Annotated in this window: 23 protein-coding genes and 1 pseudogene; 11 read left to right on the top strand and 13 right to left on the bottom strand. The window is 74.7% G+C overall.

From position 1 onward, the window contains the following. Positions 1-328: 328 nt before the first annotated feature. Positions 329-1,096, bottom strand: coding sequence for a hypothetical protein (locus FXF50_RS03780; RefSeq protein ID WP_148425813.1), 768 nt, complete (start codon positions 1,094-1,096; stop codon positions 329-331). Between the two features lie 131 nt (positions 1,097-1,227). Between FXF50_RS03780 and FXF50_RS03775 the strand changes: the two genes are divergently transcribed. From FXF50_RS03775 to FXF50_RS03755, 5 genes are all read left to right on the top strand, one after another. Continuing rightward, positions 1,228-1,536, top strand: a complete 309-nt coding sequence (locus tag FXF50_RS03775) for a hypothetical protein (protein ID WP_148425812.1) — start codon at positions 1,228-1,230, stop codon at positions 1,534-1,536. After that, complete coding sequence (locus FXF50_RS03770; protein ID WP_148425811.1) at positions 1,533-1,931, top strand: hypothetical protein; 399 nt, start codon at positions 1,533-1,535, stop codon at positions 1,929-1,931. Before FXF50_RS03775 ends, FXF50_RS03770 begins: the two co-directional genes overlap by 4 nt. 78 nt (positions 1,932-2,009) lie before the next feature. Continuing rightward, positions 2,010-3,605, top strand: coding sequence for an apolipoprotein N-acyltransferase (gene lnt / locus FXF50_RS03765; protein ID WP_370464083.1), 1,596 nt, complete (start codon positions 2,010-2,012; stop codon positions 3,603-3,605). Between the two features lie 26 nt (positions 3,606-3,631). After that, positions 3,632-4,420 carry a polyprenol monophosphomannose synthase gene (locus FXF50_RS03760; RefSeq protein ID WP_148425810.1) on the top strand — a complete coding sequence of 263 codons (789 nt, stop codon included), beginning with the start codon at positions 3,632-3,634 and terminating at the stop codon, positions 4,418-4,420. 55 nt (positions 4,421-4,475) lie between these two features. Then, positions 4,476-4,991 carry an FxsA family protein gene (locus FXF50_RS03755; RefSeq protein WP_148425809.1) on the top strand — a complete coding sequence of 172 codons (516 nt, stop codon included), beginning with the start codon at positions 4,476-4,478 and terminating at the stop codon, positions 4,989-4,991. A 63-nt stretch (positions 4,992-5,054) separates the two neighbouring features. Here FXF50_RS03755 and FXF50_RS03750 read toward each other — a convergent pair whose 3' ends face one another. After that, on the bottom strand, positions 5,055-5,396 hold the full coding sequence (locus tag FXF50_RS03750; RefSeq protein WP_046564157.1) for an RNA polymerase-binding protein RbpA: 342 nt from the start codon (positions 5,394-5,396) through the stop codon (positions 5,055-5,057). 220 nt (positions 5,397-5,616) lie between these two features. Here FXF50_RS03750 and FXF50_RS03745 point away from each other — a divergent pair, with 220 nt between their 5' ends. Then, positions 5,617-7,098 (top strand): peptide MFS transporter, encoded by a 1,482-nt coding sequence (locus FXF50_RS03745; protein WP_148425808.1) that lies wholly within the window; start codon positions 5,617-5,619, stop codon positions 7,096-7,098. Positions 7,099-7,109: 11 nt separating this feature from the next. Here FXF50_RS03745 and FXF50_RS03740 read toward each other — a convergent pair whose 3' ends face one another. The 3 genes from FXF50_RS03740 to FXF50_RS03730 form a co-directional block, all read right to left on the bottom strand. Then, positions 7,110-7,700, bottom strand: a complete 591-nt coding sequence (locus FXF50_RS03740) for a pyridoxamine 5'-phosphate oxidase family protein (RefSeq protein WP_148425807.1) — start codon at positions 7,698-7,700, stop codon at positions 7,110-7,112. An 84-nt stretch (positions 7,701-7,784) separates the two neighbouring features. After that, positions 7,785-8,924, bottom strand: coding sequence for a hypothetical protein (locus tag FXF50_RS03735; protein ID WP_148425806.1), 1,140 nt, complete (start codon positions 8,922-8,924; stop codon positions 7,785-7,787). Between the two features lie 26 nt (positions 8,925-8,950). Continuing rightward, entirely contained in the window at positions 8,951-9,529 is a 579-nt protein-coding gene (locus tag FXF50_RS03730; protein WP_148425805.1) for an XRE family transcriptional regulator, read from the bottom strand. 94 nt (positions 9,530-9,623) lie between these two features. On the opposite strand from FXF50_RS03730, the gene FXF50_RS03725 reads away from it, so the two are divergent. Next, on the top strand, positions 9,624-11,048 hold the full coding sequence (locus tag FXF50_RS03725; protein ID WP_255509871.1) for an MFS transporter: 1,425 nt from the start codon (positions 9,624-9,626) through the stop codon (positions 11,046-11,048). Positions 11,049-11,118: 70 nt separating this feature from the next. Further along, entirely contained in the window at positions 11,119-11,628 is a 510-nt protein-coding gene (locus FXF50_RS03720) for an NUDIX domain-containing protein (RefSeq protein ID WP_148425803.1), read from the top strand. Positions 11,629-11,646: 18 nt separating this feature from the next. Here the strand turns inward: FXF50_RS03720 and FXF50_RS03715 are convergent, their stop codons facing one another. Continuing rightward, on the bottom strand, positions 11,647-12,297 hold the full coding sequence (locus FXF50_RS03715) for a LysE family translocator (RefSeq protein ID WP_148425802.1): 651 nt from the start codon (positions 12,295-12,297) through the stop codon (positions 11,647-11,649). A gap of 102 nt (positions 12,298-12,399) precedes the next feature. On the opposite strand from FXF50_RS03715, the gene FXF50_RS03710 reads away from it, so the two are divergent. Beyond that, the gene (locus tag FXF50_RS03710; protein ID WP_148425801.1) at positions 12,400-12,948 is read left to right on the top strand and encodes a GNAT family N-acetyltransferase; all 549 of its coding nucleotides are present in this window, start codon (positions 12,400-12,402) and stop codon (positions 12,946-12,948) included. A gap of 11 nt (positions 12,949-12,959) precedes the next feature. Here the strand turns inward: FXF50_RS03710 and FXF50_RS03705 are convergent, their stop codons facing one another. Together FXF50_RS03705 and FXF50_RS03700 are read right to left on the bottom strand one after the other, a co-directional pair. Next, positions 12,960-13,664: a sulfite exporter TauE/SafE family protein gene (locus FXF50_RS03705; protein WP_255509918.1), complete on the bottom strand. Its 705-nt coding sequence runs from the start codon at positions 13,662-13,664 to the stop codon at positions 12,960-12,962. 8 nt (positions 13,665-13,672) lie between these two features. Next, positions 13,673-14,098, bottom strand: a complete 426-nt coding sequence (locus FXF50_RS03700) for a YkvA family protein (protein WP_148425799.1) — start codon at positions 14,096-14,098, stop codon at positions 13,673-13,675. 158 nt (positions 14,099-14,256) lie between these two features. Here FXF50_RS03700 and FXF50_RS03695 point away from each other — a divergent pair, with 158 nt between their 5' ends. Beyond that, positions 14,257-14,733, top strand: a complete 477-nt coding sequence (locus tag FXF50_RS03695) for a DUF1992 domain-containing protein (protein ID WP_148425798.1) — start codon at positions 14,257-14,259, stop codon at positions 14,731-14,733. Between the two features lie 90 nt (positions 14,734-14,823). Here FXF50_RS03695 and FXF50_RS30205 read toward each other — a convergent pair. Beyond that, positions 14,824-14,898 (bottom strand): annotated as a pseudogene (locus tag FXF50_RS30205) (helix-turn-helix domain-containing protein); the annotation flags it as partial. 122 nt (positions 14,899-15,020) lie between these two features. Further along, entirely contained in the window at positions 15,021-15,755 is a 735-nt protein-coding gene (locus FXF50_RS03685; protein ID WP_148425797.1) for a TioE family transcriptional regulator, read from the bottom strand. A gap of 59 nt (positions 15,756-15,814) precedes the next feature. Here FXF50_RS03685 and FXF50_RS03680 point away from each other — a divergent pair, with 59 nt between their 5' ends. After that, entirely contained in the window at positions 15,815-17,017 is a 1,203-nt protein-coding gene (locus FXF50_RS03680; RefSeq protein WP_148425796.1) for an erythromycin esterase family protein, read from the top strand. Between the two features lie 89 nt (positions 17,018-17,106). Here the strand turns inward: FXF50_RS03680 and rox are convergent, their stop codons facing one another. From rox to FXF50_RS03665, 3 genes are all read right to left on the bottom strand, one after another. Next, positions 17,107-18,543: a rifampin monooxygenase gene (gene rox, locus FXF50_RS03675; protein WP_255509870.1), complete on the bottom strand. Its 1,437-nt coding sequence runs from the start codon at positions 18,541-18,543 to the stop codon at positions 17,107-17,109. Between the two features lie 317 nt (positions 18,544-18,860). Next, positions 18,861-19,319, bottom strand: coding sequence for an HNH endonuclease (locus FXF50_RS03670; protein WP_148425794.1), 459 nt, complete (start codon positions 19,317-19,319; stop codon positions 18,861-18,863). A gap of 31 nt (positions 19,320-19,350) precedes the next feature. Then, positions 19,351-19,836 carry a hypothetical protein gene (locus FXF50_RS03665; protein WP_148425793.1) on the bottom strand — a complete coding sequence of 162 codons (486 nt, stop codon included), beginning with the start codon at positions 19,834-19,836 and terminating at the stop codon, positions 19,351-19,353. Positions 19,837-19,853: the final 17 nt, after the last annotated feature.

The raw sequence follows: 19,853 nt of genomic DNA, 5'->3' as shown, positions 1-19,853 counted from the left end.
GGGGTGCACGCCGTACCGTCTTTGAGTCCTACCACGGGAAGCGGCTGCTGTTCGCTTCGTCCCTTCGTCCGCTGGCCGAGCGACCGGAAGGTTGCGGCGGCCAGGTCCAGCGGGCGGGGGTCGGCGGGGCGGCGCGAACCGGCCGCGGTTACCGGTGTACGGGCAGGGTGAGAGGAACGGCCAGTAGACAACGGCCAGGCGGGGGCAGCCAGTCCACGTCGGGTCGGTCCGAAGGTCGGCGCCGATCGCCCTCGCCCCACCGGCCGGGAAGGGCCTGGGAGCATCGGGGCGCGGCGCGAGCCGCGCCCCGATTTTCGTCGCCCCTCGATCAGCTGTTCAGGACCTCGTAGACGGCGGCCGGGGCGGGATCGATCCGTCCCTCGAACGGCGCGCCGAGATCCGGCTTGAACCCGTGCTGCGAGTAGCTGATCTCCGACGGCTGCTCCGGCTCACCGCCGGCGGGCGGCAGCGTGAACCGGAGGCCGAGCAGCCGTTGCTTGTCGTCCACCGAAGCCTCGAACGCGACGGCCGCCCGCTGCTGCTCGGTGAGCGCGGCGAGGCGTTCCTCGTCCACCAACCCGCTGGTGTCCACGTCCGGCACCCGCCTGAAGTCCAGCGTGCCGCGGTAGCGTCCGGTCCCGGACGGCTCGGCGGAGACGATGCCGACGAACAGGTCGGTCGCGTGCGCCGGGTCGCCGAACTGTTCCAGGCGGGCGCGGGCCGCCGGGTCGACCTTGCGTACGTCGATCCGGGTCCACCGGTCCCCGGTCAGCGGGTTGCTGCGCGCCAGGTGCTCGCCGTCGCGGTGCAGCACCTCGAACGTCAGGCGGGCCTTGCCGGCGTCGCCCCCGACGGCCCGCAACCGCAGCCAGCCGTTGGCGCCGTCCACCGCGCCCACCCCGATGGTGTCGTGGGTGCGGAACTGGAAGCTGTACGGGCCACGGTTCAGCGCCTCGGCGGCGGTTCGCAGCGCCGCCGTGGAGTCCGGCGTCGGTGACGGGTCCGGGCCGCCGCCGGCGAGGTCCCACGCCACGCCGCAACCGGTCAGGGTGAGTTGGAGGGCGAGCATGGTCGCCACCGACAGGCGCAGTCTCACCGGGCACCTCCCTCGGGTCGGCCCGCCCGCCGATGTACCCCCGGCTCAACCAGATAAATCCCTGGATGCGTGTGTGGCCGCCGCCGATCGGCGTCCCCCGCACGCCGGTGCTACCGGTTATGCTTCCTGGTATGACCGGAGCGGTGCGCAAGTTGTCGATCTCGGTCCCGCCGGACGTCGCCGAACGCCTCGAACGGGAACCCAACGCCAGCGCCTTCCTGGTGCACGCCGCGCGGGCACTGATGCGCCGGGAAGCCCTCGACGCCGAGCTTGCCCACCAGGGGATCGCGGTCACCGAGGACGGGATCGCCCGGGCGCGGGCCGCCCGAGCGGCCGTCGACGTCGCCTGGCCGGCCGAGCGCTACCAGGCCATCCGCGAGCGGGTGCGGCACGCCGCAGGAGGCGACGAGGAACCCGCCGGCCGGGTCACCGCCGCGTGAGCCACCCCGACGCCCCGCCCGTGCGGCTGGTCCTCGACCGGTCGGCGCTGCTCGCCTACCTGGCCGGGTCGGTGCACGTGGGGGAGACCCTGCACGAGGTGATCACCGACGGGGTGCGGTTCGGGGTGAGCGCGGTCGCCGCCGCCGAGGCGTACGCGGCCGTGGACGATCCGAAGGACCGCGCGGCGCTGCGGCGGCTGCTCGCCCTCGACGCCTGCGCCGTCCTGGCCACGGCCGGCGGGTCGTGGCAGGAACTGGCGTACTGGCGGGGCTTCACCGGCCGGGTCGACCTGGCCGCCACCGTGCTGGCCTGCCTGGACCACGACGCCCCCATCCTCACCGGCGAGACCCGCTACGGCGACGACGACCTGCCGGTCATCCGGCTGCCGGAGTGATCCGGCCCGGACGGGCCGAGGGGCGTCCCCGCCGGGTAGCCTTCGGCGCGTGATCGTGGTGAGGTGCCGGTGACGACGCTGGACCGGGAAGAGGCGCGTGCCACCGGCGGGGCACGCCCGGGCGACGGCGGGCGTCCCCTGCCGCTGAAACTGGCCGTCCCGGCGGCCCTGCTGGCCGGTCTGGCGCTTCTTGTCGCCTTCCCCCCGTACGGGCTGTGGCCCCTCGCCCCGGTCGGTGTGGCGCTGCTGGCCGCCGCGGCGCACCGGCGGCGGCTGCGCGCCGGCGCCGGGCTGGGCTTCCTCGCCGGGGTGGCGCTGTTCGCGCCGCTGCTGGAGTGGACCAACCTCCACACCGGCTACCTTCCGTGGCTGCTGCTGTCGCTGCTGCAGGCCGGCTACCTGGCGCTGCTCGGCGCCGCCACCGCCTGGGTGTCCCCGCTGGTCGACCGGCAGCGCGCGGCGTGGCCGCTGGTCACCGGGGTGCTGTGGGTGGGCCAGGAGGCGCTGCGCGACCGCACCCCGTTCGGCGGGTTCCCGTGGGGGCGGCTGGCGTTCAGCCAGGACACGTCCCCGCTGCTGCGGCTGGCCGCCCTCGGCGGCGCGCCGCTGGTCACGTTCGCCGTCGCCGTCGCGGGCGGGATCCTGCTCGTCCTGGCGTGGCGGGACTGGCGGAGCCCCGCCGGGCTGTGGCGGCCGGTGGCCGGGCTGGCCGCCGCCCTCGCCGCGGTGCTCGCCGCCGGCACCGCCGTGCCGACCGGGGTACGCGGCGGCGGCGACACCGTCACCGTCGCCATCGTCCAGGGCAACGTGCCCCGCCTCGGGCTGGACTTCAACGCCCAACGGCAGGCGGTGCTGAACAACCACGTCGACGCCACCCTGAAACTGGCCGAACAGGTCGCCGCGGGCACCCAACGCCGCCCCGACCTGGTGGTGTGGCCGGAGAACTCCAGCGACATCGACCCGCTGCGCAACCCCGGCGCCGGCGAGCGCATCTCCCAGGCCGCCGACGCGATCGGCGCGCCGATCCTGGTGGGCGCCGTGCTCCTCGGCCCCGGCGAGGGTCAGGTCCGCAACGCCGGCCTGCTGTGGCGCCCCGGCAGCGGCGCCGACCTGGAGCAGCTCTACACCAAGCGGCACCCCGTGCCGTTCGCCGAGTACGTGCCGCTGCGCGAGATCGCCCGGATGGTCAGCTCCGAGGTCGACCGCGTCCGCTCCGACTTCGTCCCCGGCGGCACCCCCGGCGTGCTGGACACCGGCGTGGCCACCCTCGGCGACGTGATCTGCTTCGAGGTCGCCTACGACGGCATCGTCCGGGACACCGTCACCGGCGGCGCGCAGCTGCTCGTGGTGCAGACCAACAACGCCACCTTCGACGTGGCCGAGGCCCGCCAGCAGCTGGCCATGGTGCGGCTGCGTGCCGTCGAGCACGGTCGCGCCGCGCTGATGGCCTCCACGGTCGGGGTGTCCGGGTTCGTTTCCCCCGACGGGCGGGTAGACGGGGCGACCGGGTTCAACACCGCCGCGGTGGTGGTGCGGCAGATGCGGCTCGGCGACGGGCGTACGCCGGCCACCACGGCGGGGGTGTGGCCCGAGGTGGCCCTCGCGGCGCTGGCCGTCGCGGCCCTGGCCGGCGCGGCCGTGCTGCGCCGCCGCCGGGAGGTCGACCCGGGCTAGGACGACGAGCGGGGAGGCGGTACACGGTGGGCGTGGTAGCCGACAGGCGCACGGTCGGCCATCCCGGGGTGGGACGGGTCCTCGTGGTCATTCCCACCTACAACGAGGCCGACAACGTCGACCGGATCGTCTCCCGGGTACGGGAGGCCGCCCCCGCGGTGGACGTCCTCGTCGCCGACGACAACAGCCCCGACGGCACCGGCGCCATCGCCGACGGGCTGGCCGGCGCCGACCCGCAGGTGCACGTCCTGCACCGTCCCGGCAAGGAAGGCCTCGGCGCGGCCTACCTGGCCGGTTTCGCCTGGGCCCGCCAGCGCGGCTACGACGCCGTGGTGGAGATGGACGCCGACGGCTCGCACGCCCCGGAGGACCTGCCGGCGCTGCTGGACGCCGCCCGCGACGCCGACATGGTGATCGGCTCCCGGTGGACCAGCGGCGCGCGGGTGCTGAACTGGCCGCTGCGGCGGCTGCTGCTGTCCCGGGCCGGGAACCTGTACGCGCGCCTGGCGCTGGGCGTGCCGGTCTCCGACGCCACCGGGGGCTACCGGGTGTACCGGGCGGCCGCGCTGGACGCCATCGACCTGGCCTCGGTGCGCTCCCAGGGTTACGCGTTCCAGGTGGAGCTGTCCCGGCTGGCGCACCGCGCCGGGGTGCGCATGGTCGAGGTGCCGATCACCTTCGCCGAGCGGGAGCACGGCGACAGCAAGATGAGCCCGCTGATCGTGGCCGAGGCGCTGTGGCGGATCACCACGTGGGGGCTGCGGGACCGGCGGGCCGCCGCGCGCCGCCCCGACGCGTTGGCCCGGTGGCCGTGAGCGCGGGCGTGTCATGCTGGAGGGGCGTGATGACACCGCCTGCGGATGAGGTGAGATGCGCCGAGGACTGAAGTACGTACCACCGGCTGTGCTGCTGCTCGCGCTGCTGGAGCTGACCGTGTTCGTCCTGGTGGGCCGGGGCGTCGGGTTCGGGTTCGCGGTGCTGCTGGTGTTCGCGGCGTCGCTGCTGGGCCTGGTGCTGCTGCGCCGGGAGGGCATGCGGGCGTGGCGCGGTTTCCGGGCCGCCGTGGAGTCCGGGCAGCCGCCGGGGCGGCAGGTCACCGACGGTCTCGTGGGGCTGCTGGGTGCGCTGCTGCTGGCGCTGCCCGGCCTGGTCAGCGGGGTGGTGGGGCTGCTGTTGCTGGTGCCGCCTGTGCGGCGGCTGGCCGGCGCGGGGGTGCGCCGGGCCACCGAGCGCCGGGTGTCGTCGATGGTCGCCGGTGACCTGTTCGGGCCGCGGCGGGTGCGGGTGCGCCGGGGCGCGCCGCAGCCCACGCCGGCCCCGCAGCAGCCGCCGGTGACCGAGCCGGGCCGGGCCATCGAGGGGGAGATCGTCGAACCCGGCCGGTAGGGGACAGACATGACGAAACGCCCCCGGGGTGATCCCCGGGGGCGTTTTCGTCGTTGCGGATGCTCAGGCGCGACCGCGGCGGGTGCGGACCTCCTGGAGCCGCTCGGCGAGGATGTCCTCCAGCTCGGCGATCGAGCGGCGCTCCAGCAGCATGTCCCAGTGGGTACGCGGCGGCTTGGCCTTCTTCTGCTCGGGCTCGCTGCCGTCGACCAGGCGGGCGACGCTGCCGTCGAACTTGCACTCCCAGGTCGTCGGGACCTCGGCGTCGACGGCGAACGGCACCTCGAACTGGTGCCCCTTCGCGCAGAGGTACTCGCGGGTCTGCCGCGGCGCGAGCTCCGTGTTGCGGTCGGATTCGTAGCTGACTGCGCCCAGCCGGCTACCGCGCAGCATACGCTCGCCCATGATCGACTTCCCCTCGTTCGTGGTGCTGGTCTTCAGGTGTAACGGCCCGTCACCGCCGCCCCATTCCCGGCCACGCCGACGGCCCGGCGGGGGTCGGGGTCCTCAAGGGTAGCCGGTCATGACGGCTGCCCGGCGGGGTCGTCCCCGGCCGGGCCGAATCGGTGGAGTGTTTCGCCTGTCAACGGGGATGTTAGCCGCCTCCAGGTGTGCGGAGGTGACGATGACCAGTGACGCGCCGGTCGAGGCCCGGCCCCCCGGCGGGAAGACCTTCTTCGGTCACCCCCGGGCGCTGTCCACGCTGTTCCTCACCGAGATGTGGGAGCGGTTCAGCTTCTACGGCATGCGGGCCATCCTGGTGCTGTACCTGACCGCGTCGGTCGCCGACGAGGGCCTGGGCATCGGGGAGTCCACCGCCAACGCCGTCTACGGCACCTACAACGCCATGGTCTACCTCATGGCGCTGCCCGGCGGCTGGGTGGCCGACCGGCTGATCGGGGCGCGGCGCAGCGTGCTGTGGGGCGGCGTGGTGATCGCCGCCGGGCACTACGTGATGGCCGTCCCGGCCCGGTGGAGCGTGTTCGCCGGCATGACGCTGATCGTGCTCGGCACCGGCCTGCTCAAACCCAACATCTCCACCATGGTCGGCGACCTCTACGACCGGGACTCCCCACGCCGCGACGCCGGGTTCTCGATCTTCTACATGGGCATCAACCTGGGGGCGTTCATCGCCCCGCTGATCACGGGCTTCCTCGGCGAGAAGATCAACTGGCATCTGGGCTTCGGCGCCGCCGCGATCGGCATGACCTTCGGCGTGATCCAGTACGTGCTCGGCCGGCGCAACCTCGGCGACGCCGGCGCCCGGCCGGCCGACCCCCTGCTCGGCGCGGACCGGCGGCGGGCGCTGACCCGCATCGCCGTGGTCACCGTGGCGGTGCTCGTCGTGCTGGCCGTGCTCGCCCTCATCGGGCTGTTCACCGTCGACACCGTGGTCAACCTGCTCACCGTGGTCACCGTGCTGGTCACCATCGTGTACTTCGCGCGGATCCTGACCGACCGGGAGATCAGCGCCACCGAACGCAGCCGGATGAAGGCGTACGTGTGGCTGTTCGTCTTCGCCGCCGCGTTCTGGCTGATCTACGACCAGGCCGGGTCGGTGCTGAACATCTTCGCCGAGGACCAGACCGACCGGAACGTGGGCGGCTTCACCTTCCCGGCGTCCTGGCTCCAGTCGGTGAACCCCATCCTGATCATCATCGGCGCGCCGCTGGCCGCCGCGCTGTGGCTGAAGCTCGGCCACCGGGTCTCCACGCCGACGAAGTTCGCCGTCGGCCTGGTGCTCAACGGCCTGTCGTTCGTGCTGATGGCCGCCGCCGCGCAGGCCGCCGTCGGCGGCGACCTGGTCTCGCCGTGGTGGCTGGTCGCCGTGTACGCCATCCAGGTCGCCGGCGAGCTGGCGCTGAGCCCGGTCGGCCTGTCGGCCACCACCAAACTCGCCCCGGTCAAGTACGCCAGCCAGATGCTGGGCCTGTGGTTCCTCGCCACCGCCGTCGGCGACGCGATCGGTGGCCAGGTGGCCCGGCTGGCCGAGAGCTGGTCCGAGCCGGCGTACTTCCTGACCTTCGGCCTGGCCTCGGTGGTGCTGGGGCTTGCCGCCGTGATGTTCACCCGGCAGATCCGGGGACTGATGGCCGGCATCCACTGACCGGCCTCACGTCACCGGGCCGGGGTCGGTGGCAGCGGCAGCGGCAGGCCGGGCAGCCCGTCGATGCTGGTGGCCACGTGTTCCTTGCCGGCGAAGTACGCGCTCAGCGACGCGTCGTCCTCCCGGGCGAACCGCCGCCCGTGCAGGTCGCGGTCGGCCTCGTAGGTCATCAGCGGCACGGCGTAGCCGCAGGTGTCGCGGATCAGCTCGGCGTGGACCACCACGACGGCCCGCAGGCCGTGCGGGCCCGGGTCGATGTCGGGGAAGTGGCCCAGCAGCTCCGGCCAGCGGGGATCGTCGCGGAACACCGGCTCGCCCCGACCGTGCACCCGGACGATGTTCGGCGGGCCGTCGAACGCGCACCACATCAGGGTGATGCGGCCGTTCTCCCGCAGGTGCGCGACGGTCTCGGCGTTGCTCCCGGCGAAGTCCAGGTAGGCGACGGTCTGCTCGTCGAGCACCGCGAAGGAGCCGCGCAGGCCCTTGGGGGAGAGGTTGATGGTGCCGTCGCCAGCGAGGGGGGCGGTGGCCGTGAAGAACATCGGCTGCGCCTCGATGAAGGTCCGCAGCCGGCCGTCGATGCGCTCGTACGTCTTTCCCACGCCCTGATCATCCTCGCCGGCCGCCATCTACCGCTGCCCCGTCCCAGCTCGTGGCCGATGAGGGCCGGCGGCCCGACGCCGGTGTCAGGCGGTGCGGGAGCCGAGCCGGGCCAGGGCGGTCGCCAGGTCGCTGACCTGGTCGGCGAGCTGACCGGCCCGCCGCTGGGCGGCGTCGCGGTCGGTCTCGGCGGCGGCGAGCCGTACCGTCAGCTCGGCAAGCCGGCCCTCGACGGCGGCGGCAGCCTGCCGCGCTGTGGCCAGGTCGACGGCGAGGGCGTCCCGCTCGGCGGCCCGTGCCGCCAGCTCCTCCCGGGCGGCCGCGGCCTGCGCGGCGGCCTCCGCCCGGGCGGTCTCGGCCCGGTCCCGGGCGACCTGCGCCTCCTGCGCGACCCGTCGCGCCTCGGCGACCTCCGCGCGGGCCTGGTCGGCCTCGGCCTGCACGGTCCGTCGTGCCTCGGCCGCCTCGGCGCGGGCCTGGTCGGCCGCGCCACGGGCCGTCTCGGCCTCGGCGCGCAGCCGCTCGGCCCGCTCCAGCGCCTCGCCGGCCGAGCGGGTGGCCCGCTCGGCGTCGACCCGGGCGGCGTCCCGCTCGGCGGTCAGGTCGGTGACCCGCCGGCGCTCGGCGTCGCGTTCGGCCCGCACGGTACGCAGCTCGTGGCGGGCGGCGTCGCGGTCCCGTTCGGCCTGCACGCGCAGCGCCTGCGCCGCACCGGCCTCGCCGCGGGCCTCGTCCCGGGCCGCCTCGGCGTGCCGGGCCCGGTCGGTGGCCGCCGCGGCGCGGTCGGCCCGCTCCCGGGCGGCGTCGCGTTCGGCGAGCGCCGCCTGGGCGTCCTGGCGGGCCCGGGCGGCGGCCGCGGCGGCGTCCTCGGCGTCGCGGCGGGCCTCGTCGCGTTCGGTGTGCGCCGCCGCCACCTGGGCGGCCGTCTCGGCGCGGACCTCGGCGAGCTGCCGCTCCACACCGGCGGGGGACAGCTCGGCGTGCAGCGCGTCGGTGAGGGTCTCGACGATCTGGTCGAGCCGGTCCACCGCCTCCCAGGTGCGGGCCACCTGCCCGGGCAGCCCAGGAGAGTTGCGGTGGCGCATCCGGGAGTTGCGCGAGGCGCGCTGGCAGGCGCCGTCGTTGTCCCGGCAGTAGCGGAACGGCCGGCCCGCGCCGGCGCGCTGCGGCACCTCCCGTCCACAGTGGGCGCAGGGACGGGTCTCGGGGGCGGGCTGGGCGTCCATCGGCGGCGAAGTCTAGTTGCCGCGGGTCACGACGGTGTCGACGGCCCGGTGCGCACGACGGCCTGGTCGCCGTGCGGTCCGAACAGGTGCAGGATTTCGACGGTGTCCGTGTCGGCCGGGCCGAACCAGTGCGGTTCGCCGGTGTCGAACTCGGCCACCTCGCCGGGGCGCAGGAGGAACTCGCGGTCGCCGAGGACGAGGCGGAGCCGGCCGGCGAGGACGTAGAGCCACTCGTAGCCGGCGTGGGTGACGAGCGCCGGCTCCCGGGGCGCGAGGACCTGCTTGAAGACCTGGACCCGCCCCGGGTACTGGGTCAGGGGCACCACCACGCCGCCGCGCCGTCGCGGGTGCGGCCGCAGGTGGACGCGGGGGTCGCCGGTGGCCGGCGCCGCCACCAGCTGGTCCAGCGCGACGCGGTGGGCGCGGGCCAGCGGGATGAGCAGCTCCAGGGTGGGGCGCCGCTTGCCCGATTCCAGGCGGGACAGCTTGGTCACCGAGATGCGGGTCTGCGCCGCGAGGGTCTCCAGGGTCAGGCCGCGGTCGCGGCGCAGCGCGCGCAGCCGCGGCCCGATGCCGTCGAGGAGTTCCGCGAGGTCGTCTTCCACACCGGCCATTTTGCGGTTTCCGCAAGAATGCTGGGCTCCGGGGGTCGCCCGGTCCGAGCATGGCGGGCATGTTCCCCGACCTGGAGGTGAGCGCGTGGCCGCGACATCCCTGACCGTGCGACCCGAGCTCAGCACGCGCCGGCGGTGGGCGGTGCTGGCGATCTGCGCGCTCAGCATGCTGCTCGTCGGGCTGGACACCACCATCGTCAACGTGGGCCTGCCCGCCATCGGGCACGGCCTCGGCGTGGGCACCCGGAGCCTGGAATGGGTCCCGGACGCCTACACCGTGATCCTGGCCAGCCTGCTGATCTCCGCGGGCGCGCTGGCCGACCGGCTGGGCCGCCGCCGGGTCTTCCGGTGGGGGCTGGTCGTCTTCGGCGTCGCGTCCGTGGCCTGCGCGGTGGCCCCGTCGCTGGGCGCGCTCGTCGCGGCGCGGGCCGTCCAGGGGATCGGCGCGTCGATGCTCAACCCCGTGGCCCTGGCCATCGTGGTGAACGCGATGCCCGACCCGCGGGAACGGGCCCAGGCCATCGGGATCTGGGCCTCGGTCTTCGGGCTCAGCATGGCGGCCGGGCCGGTCGCCGGGGGCGCGCTCATCGCCGCGTTCGGCTGGCGGTCGGTGTTCTGGATCAACGTCCCGGTGATCGTCGCCGCGCTCGTGCTGACCGCGCGGTTCGTGCCGGAGTCCCGCGCGCCGCGGGCCCGGCGGCTCGACCTGCCCGGCCAGGTGCTCCTCACCGTCGTGGTGAGCCTCTGCGTCGCCGTGCTCATCGAGGGCCCACGGATCGGCTGGGCGTCGCCGCCGGCCTGGGCCGCGTACGTGGTCGCCGCCGCGGCCGCCGGGGGGTTCGTGGCGGTCGAGCGGCGTCGCCGCGAACCCCTCATGGAGCTGGGGCTGTTCCGGCGGCCGGCCTTCGCCACGGCGGTGCTGGGCGCGGTGGCCGTGTTCGTCGCGCTGACCGTCAGCCTGCTGCTCACCACGCTGTACCTCCAGCACGGGCACGGCTGGACCCCGCTCGCCGCGGGGACCGCGACCCTGCCCCTGGCACTGGGCGCGGCCGTCTGCGCGCCGCTGTCCGGCCGGCTGGCGGGGCGGTACGGGGCGCGGCGGCCGCTCCTGCTCGCCGGCGCGTTCCTCACCGTCGGCGGGTTCAGCCTGGTCGACCTGCGTCCGGACCCGGATCTCCGGCAGCTCCTGCCGGCCTACCTGCTCATCGGCATCGGCTTCGGCTTCGCCAACGCGCCGATCACCAACACGGCGGTGAGCGGCCTGCCGCCGGCGCGGGCCGGCGTCGCCGGGGCGATCACCTCCACGGCCCGGCAGCTCGGCTCGGCCGTCGGCATCGCGGTCGCCGGGGGCCTCGTCGCCGAGGTCGGCCCGGCGGGCCTGGCCCGCGCGTCCCGCCCGGGCTGGTTGCTGGTCGCGGCCTGCGGCCTGTTCCTCTTCGTCGTCGCGCACGCCGCCCGTCAGGCGGCGCCGTCGCGGCCCGCGTCCGTGCGGGCGGATCGCCGCCGGTGACCTGGACGCAGCCCCGCTGGCCGCCGGCATGCTCCGGCGGCACCGGGAGTACCGCCGGTAGGGTGCCGCCATGCCTGTCTCGCCCTACATCGCGCGCATGCGCCGGCACATCGGCTCCGACCTGCTGATGCTGTACGGCGTCAGCGGGGTGGTGACCGACGAGGCCGGGCGGGTGCTGCTGGCCCGCCGCGGCGACAACGGTCGCTGGTCGGTGCCGGCCGGCACGGTCGACCCGGGCGAGCAGCCCGCCGACGCGCTGGTCCGCGAGGTCCGCGAGGAGACCGGCATCGAGGTCGAGATCGAGCGGATCGGCGGGGTGGCCACCCATCCGGTCGTCTACCCCAACGGGGACACCTGCGAGTTCCTCAACGTCTGGTTCCGCTGCCGGGCCGTCGGCGGCACCGCCACCGCCGACGGCGACGAATCCCTCGCGGTCGGCTGGTTCGCCCCCGACGAGCTGCCCGACCTGGACGACTGGTCGCACCTGCGGATCGCCACCGCGCTGCGCGAGGACACCGACCCCTGGTACGCCGCGCCCGGCGAACGCCACCCGGCGCTCACCCGGCCCGACAACCTCTGACCGCGCCGGCCGTGCCAGTCAGGGGGTGGCCACGGCGGCCCGCGAGCGGTCCGCGGCGATGCGGACCGCGAGACCGGCCAGCACGGTGCCCATCACGTAGCGCTGGACCCGCGCCCAGGCCGGCCGGCGGGTGAGGAACGCCGACACCGTGCCGGCGGTGAGCACGATGAGCCCGTTCACGGTCAGCGCGATGCCGATCTGGGTCAGCCCCAGCAGCAGGCTCTGCACCGCCACGTGCCCGCGCGCCGGGTCGACGAACTGCGGCAGCAGCGACACGTAGAGGATGGCGATCTTCGGGTTCAGCAGGTTGGTGACCAGGCCCATGGTGAACAGCCGCCGCGGCCGGTCCGGCGGCAGCGCGGCCGGGGTGAACGCCGACCGGCCGCCCGGGCGAAGGGTCCGCCAGGCCAGCCACAGCAGGTAGGCCGCGCCGCCCAGCTTCACCGCCGTGTACAGGGGCGGGACCAGCGCGAAGACAGTGGCGATGCCGGCCACCGCGGCGGCCAGGTAGACCAGGAAGCCGACGGCCACGCCGAGCAGCGACACCAGCCCGGCCCGTCGGCCCTGGGTGACCGACCGGGACACCAGGTAGACCATGTTCGGGCCGGGTGTGAGCACCAGACCCAACGCCACCAGGGCGATACCCACCAGCGCGCCGACCGTGACCACGTCGCCTCCCCGCCCGTCGGTCCTGCCCGGACCCTACGCCCGCGCTCCGGCGCCGTGGGGGCGGGCTCGCCGGGCGGGGGCGTGACGGGCGACACTACCGGGATGTCGATCGTGCTCCGCGCCGCCGCCACCCCCTCCGCCCCCGGCCTGCTGCTGCGCCCCTGGCGCGACGAGGACGCCGAGGCGCTGCTGGCCGCGTACCGGGATCCGGTGCTGCGCTCCTGGACCCGGCTCCCGGTGACCACCCGGGCCGAGGCCCGCGCGTTCCTGCGCCGCAGCCGGCAGGGCTGGGCGGCCGACCGCCGGTTCAGCTTCGCCGTGCTGGAGCCCACGGACGAGGGGGAGCGGCTGGTGGCCAACGTGGTGCTCAAGGAGGTCACCCCCGGGCGGCCGGCCGCCGAGGTGGGCTACTGGACGGCCGCGCCGGCCCGGGGCCGCGGGGTCGCGCCGCGGGCCGTGGCGGCGGTCACCGACTGGGCGTTCGCCCGGTTCGCCGCCGGCGGCCTGACCCGCCTGGAGCTGCTGCACCAGGTGGACAACCGGGCCTCCTGCCGGGTGGCGGAGAAGAGCGGGTACGCCTTCGCGGAGGTGCTGCCGGCCCGGCCGCCGTTCCCGCGCGACGGTCACCGGCACGTCCGTCACCGGCCCTGAGCCGGTGATCGTCAGCGGCCGGCCAGGAAGAGCAGGGCGGCCGCGACCAGTCCCGCCTCCACCAGGGCGACGAAGGTGCGGTCACTGATCCGGCCGACGATCCGCCGCCCCACCCACGCGCCGGCCAGGGTGGCCGGGGTGAGCGCCGCCCCGAGCAGCAGCACCGGCCGGCCGAGCAGCCCGGCCCCGGCGTACCCGGCGGTCTTGGCCAGGTGCAGGGTGAGCGCGGCGGCCGCCTCGGTGCCCACGTACGCGGCCCGGGTCAGCCCGTAGGCCAGGAAGAACGGCGCGGTGAGCGGGCCGACCGAGCCGAGCAGCGCCGACCCGAGCCCGGAGGCGGCGCCGACCGCCACGAACGTCCGCGCGCCGGGCCGCCCCGGCGGCCGGCCGAGGCGACGCCACGCCACCACGCCCAGCAGGAACACCCCGAGCAGCCGCTTCAGGGCGGCCAGCGGCGCGTGCGCCAGCAGCAGCGCCCCGGCCAGGGCGAACGGCACCGCGCCCAGCGCGAACCGGCGGGCGAGGGCCGCGTCCAGCTCCCGCCGGTTGAGCCAGACCCGGGCGGCGTTGCTGGCGAGCTGGGTGAGGGTGAGCACGGGCACCGCGACGCGCAGCCCGAACAGCGCGCTGAAGACCGGCAGCAACAGCACACCGCCGCCGAAACCGGTCACCGCGGACAGCACGGCCAGCAGGAACGCCGCCGCCGAGGCGGCCAGCAGCGTGCTCAGCGCGCGGACTCCTCGACGCCCGGCCCGGCCGCCGGCGCCGGGCCGAGCAGGCGCAGCAGCAGCCGCGGCTCGCCCGGCCAGGCGTCCAGCAGCACCTGCCGGGGCACCTGCCGGCCGGCGTAGCGCAGCGCCAGCGCGACCACCACGATGTCGTCGAGCGGCCCGATGACCGGCAGGAACTCCGGGATCAGGTCGATGGGGCTGGCCAGCCAGAGCCCGGCGAACACGATCGCGACCTTGGCCCGGCGCGGCACCCGGGGGTCACGGCGCAGCCGGCGCACGGTGGTCAGGCAGTCCGGGATGAAGGCGGCCAGGTCGCGCAGGATGCCCGGCGGCAGCCGCCGGGCCAGCAGCACCAGCAGCGCCCAGCTGGCCAGCAGGCAGGCCACCGCGACGCCGAGGCCGATGAGCCAGTCACGCACGCCGGTGGTCCCTCCCGCCCGGGGGTACGGGCCGCCGCCGGCCCACCAGGAATGTACGCCGCGCCGCCGCCGGCCGCCGGACGGGAACAGCCCGGTCCCGGGCGGCGCTGAACACGGTCGGTGACCCGCGGATACGGTGAAGACGGGAGGTGACGGCGGTGACGACAGGCTGGGAGGCCGCGGTCGAGGCGCAGATCCGCTCGGCCCAGGAGCGCGGCGAGTTCGACAACCTGCCGGGCGCCGGCAAGCCGATCCCGGGCCGGGACCTGCCCTACGACGAGGGCTGGTGGATCCGCAGCTTCCTGGAGCGCGAACAGCTTCCCGGTGACCTGCTCCTGCCCACCCCGCTGCAACTGCGCCGCCGCATCGAGAAGCTCCCCGACGAGGTGCGCGACCTGCCCACCGAGGAGTCGGTACGGGCGTACGTGGCCGCCCTCAACACCGAGGTGGTGGCGTGGCTGCGGACACCCACCGGGCCGCGCGTGGTGGTCCGGCCGGTCAACGCCGACGACGTGGTGCGCGACTGGCGGGCCGCCCGGGAGCGGGCCGCAGCCGAGCGGCTGGCGGCCGACCCCGCGCCCGTCCCGCTTCCCGCCCGCCCGCGCCGCCGGTGGTGGCCCCGGCGGCGCCACTGACCGGCCCGGCGCGGCGCCGGGGAGACCCCGGGTGCCGCCGGTGTGCTGGTTCAGCGGCCGGGAACCGGACTCGTCGATGACGGCCGCGTAGAGCCCTTCCCTGCTGCCGAAGTGGTGGTAGATCATGCGCTCGTTGACGCCGGCGCGCCGGACCACCGCCTGCACGCGGGTGCCGTGCAGGCGGTGGTCCGGCGCGGGCGAACTCCTCCGCCGCGGCGTCGAGCAGGGCGGCCCGGCTGCCACTCACGCAGTAGGTATTTACCGACTGCGTGCGTGAACCCCGGGGATCACCCCGCCGCACCGTCCGCTGGAGCCGCCCGGCATTCGAGGTAGGCGTCCAGCGCCCCGGCGCCGCTCAGCATGGCGCGGCTGCGGGCCGCGAGACGGGCGTGCCAGTCGCGCAGCGTCGATTCGAGGGGTGCGACGCCCCCGGCCGAGCGGACCTGAGCGATCAGCGGGGCGATCTGCTCCAGCAGGTGGCCGCCCCGCCTGAGCTGGTGGACCAGCAGGGTGTCGCGGACGTCGGCGGCGCTGTAGACCCGGTAGCCCGTTTGCGGGTCGCGGCGCGGCTGGACCACGCCGGCGCGTTCCCACTTGCGCAGGGTGGCCGGGCGGATGCCCAGCCTTCGCGACAGCGGGCCCACGAACGTGTCGCCGCGTTCGGGCGGCACGGGCTCGAGGTCGCGCAGCGCGGCCTCGACGGCCTGGAGGGTGCGGCGGTCGTCCAGAAGCTGGGCGTGGCTCTCGTCGATGAGCCGGAGGGCTTCTGCGGTCGCGTCCCGGTTCACCGCCCGCATGATCGACGTGGCCGTCGCATGCCCGTGGCCGCGCACGAGGGCCAGGAACGCGTTCAGCGCGCTCGCGTGCAGCGGCGTGTAGGTGCGGTAGCCGTGGGGGGTGCGTCTGGCCTCAGGAAGTACCCCGGCCGCCTCGTAGTTCCGGATCGCCTGCGTGGACAGACCGTGCCGGCGTGCCAGGTCGATCGGCCTCAGCCGACCACCGTCTAGAGGGTTCTTCCGCACTGTCCCGCCCAAGTTCGCGGAGAAGTTTCAACCGACGGTTCAACGATAGCGTTGAGGGCATGACTGCTGGTATGACCGACACCACCCATGCCGTCGACGCCGCTGTCGTCATGGGGCTGCTCCCGGCCCCGCCGCGGCTCCTCGCCCTGGGCGAGCCCACCCACGGCGAGGAGGTTCTCCTCGACCTGCGCAACGATCTCTTCCGGCAACTCGTCGAGCGGGAGGGCTACCGGACGATCGCCATCGAGAGCGACTGCCTGATGGGCCTCCTGGTGGACGACCACGTCACGTCGGGCGCCGGCGACCTCGACGAGGTCATGGAGCGCGGCTTCAGCCACGAGTGGGGCGCCTTCCCGGGCAACCGCGACCTGGTGCGCTGGATGTGGGCGTACAACGAGGGCCGGCCCGCGTCCGAGCGGGTCCGGTTCGCCGGTTTCGACGGCCCGCTGGAGATCACCGCCGCCGCGAGCCCCCGGCAGGCCCTCACCGCTCTGCACGGCTACCTCGCGGCCCGGGTCGACGCCGGCCTGCTTCCCTGCACCGCGGAGACGCTCGACCGCCTGCTCGGCGCCGACGACCGGTGGACCGAACCGGCCGCCATGATGGACCCGACCCGGTCGGTGGGCCGGACGCTCGAGGCCAGGGAACTGCGTCTGGTGACCGACGACCTGGTGGCCCTGCTCGACGCGCAGACGCCACACCTGATCGCGACGTCCACACCCGACGAGTGGGACCGGGCGCGCCTGTACGCGCGTACCGCCGCCGGTCTGCTGCGCTACCACTCCTCGATGGCCGACACGTCACCCAGCCGGATGGCGCGGCTGCTCGGCGTGCGGGACTCCATGATGGCGGCCAACCTGCTCGCCCTCGCCGAACGGGGTCCGACGCTGGTGCACGCCCACAACAGCCACCTGCAGCGGCCGAAGAGCACGATGCGGATGGGCGGCCTGCCGGTGGAGTGGTGGAGCGCCGGCGCGCTCGTCAGCCCCCACCTGGGCGAGGAGTACGCCTTCCTGGCCACGGCCCTCGGCACGATCCGCCACCACGGCGTGGAGACCCCGCCCCCGGACACCCTCGAAGGGCACCTGTACGCGCTCCCGCAGGACCGGTACGTCGTCGACCCCCACCGGCTGGCCGCGGTCCTCGGCGAAGCGGCGCCCGCTCCGCGCGTGTCCCCCTGGTTCGGCTACGCCCCCCTCGATCCGGCACACCTGGCCGGCATCGACGGGCTCGTGTTCGTGAAGGACGCCGTGCGGAGCTAGATGTCCCGGTCGTGGCGCGGGGGCTGCCGCGCGCTGGCCTGCCATTTCCGCCAGGCCAGCGGGCGGTGGGTGTGCCGACCACCCCAACGTCAGTTGGTGGGCATGCCGAACCAGCGGGAGAGGTGCTCGTCCAGGTCCCGCTGCTCGTCGCCGACCCAGGCGACGTGCCCGTCGGGGCGTAGCAGGACGCACGGCGCATCCAGCGCCGCGGTGGGATCCGCGAGGTGATCGACCCGGTCGGACCAGCCGCCGACGGTCAGGCGTTCGGTGCGGTCGAGCAGCAGGCCGCGGCCGCGATGCAGCAGACCGTAGAGGTGGCCCTGCTTCAGGTCGATGTCGGGCAGCCGGCGGCCGAGCAGGTCGGGGCCGTCACCGAAGTCGTAGCGGATGCCGATCGCGGTGATCTTCCCGACCAGATGGCGGTTCACCTCCTCGAAGTCCATCAGTTCCGTGAGCAGCCTGCGCACGGCCCGCGGGCCCGGCTCGGTGGACAGCAGTTCCATCTGTGCCCGGGTGTTGTCCAGCACGTCCTCCGCGACCGGATGACGTTCGGCGTGGTAGGTGTCCAGCAGTGTCTCCGGCGCCCAGCCGCGGACCTGTGCGGCCAGTTTCCAGCCGAGGTTGACCGCGTCCTGGACGCCCAGGTTGAGGCCCTGTCCGCCGATGGGTGGGTGGACGTGTGCCGCGTCGCCGGCCAGCAGCACCCGCCCGACCCGGTACCGTTCGGCCAGGCGCGTGGCGTCGCCGAAGCGGGACAACCAGCGCGGGGAGTGCACCCCGAAGTCGGTCCCGGCGATGGCGCGCAGCTGTCGTCGGAAATCCTCGAGGGTGGGCGGCGCCGCACGATCGCTGACTCCCGCGGTGGGGACCACCACGCGGTAGACCCCGACGCCCGCGGGCGCGAGGCTGAATCGCCTGTCGGTCTCGCGGAGTTCGGACACCCTGGCGGCGATCTCCTCCTGCGGCGCGCCCACTTCCATCTCGCCCATCAGCGTCTCGGTCCGCGAGGGCTCGCCGGGGAAGGCGACGCCGAGCAGTTTGCGCACCGTGCTGCGCCCGCCGTCACAGCCGACGAGGTAACGCGAACGCAGCCGTTCCCCGCCGGCCAGCTCGACGGTCACGCCGTCGTCGTCCTGCTCGACGCCGACCACCGCGCAACCGTGGCGGACCTGCGCACCCAGTTCCATCGCATGTTCTTCGAGCAGGTGGACGATGACCGGCTGCGGGATGCCCAGCAGGTAGGCGTGCGCGGAGTTCAGGCCCTCGGGCGCGGGCTTGTCGATGGCGGCGAAGTAGGCGCCGGCCGGACGCCGTCGACCACGTTCGAGGACGCGCTCCAGCAGCCCGCGCATCGCCATCAGCTCGATGCTGCGGATGTGCAGGCCGACGATGCGGACGAACGACGCGGGCTCGGTTTCCTTCTCCAGGACGAGGACCCGCACATCGTGCAGCCGTAGTTCGGCGGCCAGCATGGCGCCGGTCGGCCCGCAGCCGGCAATGATCACGTCGAATTGCGGAGAGTGCACAGGTGTGGCCTTTCGGGAGTGCCGTCGAGGCGCTCCCGGCGACACCTACGTCGATCGCCCGGCCGTGACGGGCAGGGGGAGCACCCACATCGATACAGCGTTCATGGGTCTCACCTCCTCGGGCGGTGTCACGGGCACCTGCAAGCTACAAGCCGGGCACGAGCCCGTCCAGCTCTTATCCACGGACAGCGAGGCTCCCATTAGCGGATTAACGGTTACAGCAATCCAGTAATTCATCCGGACAAAGGGGACATAAGCCCGGTGCATCATAATGACAGTTCCTGTGCGTAAGGCTTTACGCTGGTGTATCCGCCGATCTAAGGCCGGTAGCTGGCCCGGGCCTCGGCCACCTCGGCGGCCCGGCGCTCCCGCCAGCGCTTCTGCGCCTCGCTGTTGCAGCGCCGACAGACCTTCCGGAAGCGGCCGGTGGCGGCGTCGACCTCCCGGTCGTGCCCGTTGCGGCACCGGGGCTGCTGCCTGCGCTGCCGACAGTTCTCGGCGTGGCTGAGCTGGCGGAGGTGGGTCGGCTCGATGCAGTCGGCGACGTCGCAGACGTGGTGCACGTCCAGGTCGGGCCGGTAGCCACCGACGAAGACCGCGTAGGCGGCGACGTGGGCCCACGCCCGCCCGGCGACCTTCTGGTGAACCCCACGCCGGCTGCCGTAGCCGCGCACGATGAGGCAGCCGGTCGGCACCCGCTCCGACCGCGCGAGCAGGTACGCCTTCAGGGACTCCTCGGTGAAGTGCCGGGAGAGGCCGGTCACCTGCGACAGCATCCCGCGAGCATAGAAAGGGGTGCCGACGGGTTCACTGGCCCAGGCGGCAGTGCGGGAGCGAGTTGGACGGCGCGCGCGGGGCGCGGTCGCCGTTGTCGGCCAGCGCGACGTCGAGGAACGCGCCGACTCCGACCTGCGTGGCGTCGGCGAGCCGGGCGATGAGCAGCAGGCGTCGCCGCAGCGCCTCGGGCTCGCCAACCTCGGGCGCCGCGGCCCGCCGGCCGGCCGGATGCAGCGACGCCGGGCGCCGCCGCGGCGTCCGGTGGGCCGGGTCCTCGTCGTCGAGCTGGGCTGCCAGCAGCGGCCAGACGTCCTGCCCATCGGGGTCGAGTTCCTCGATGAGCAGCCCGGCGGTGTCGCCGAGGACGTGGTACGCCCACGGGTGGGGCAGCCGCGACAGCCGGTCGACCGCGGCGTCGACGCCCGCCAGGTCCGACTCGTCGGCGGCCCGCACGCCGGCCACCACCGCGTTCCACAGTTCCTGCTCCGCCGGGGTCGGCGGGTGCCACATCGCCATCTGCGCTCCGCTTCTGA

Source organism: Micromonospora sp. AP08 (genome assembly GCF_008085935.1).
GTDB lineage: Bacteria > Actinomycetota > Actinomycetes > Mycobacteriales > Micromonosporaceae > Micromonospora > Micromonospora chersina.
The sequence above is the reverse complement of the archived record's forward strand: the minus strand, read 5'-3'. Positions and strand labels throughout refer to the sequence as shown.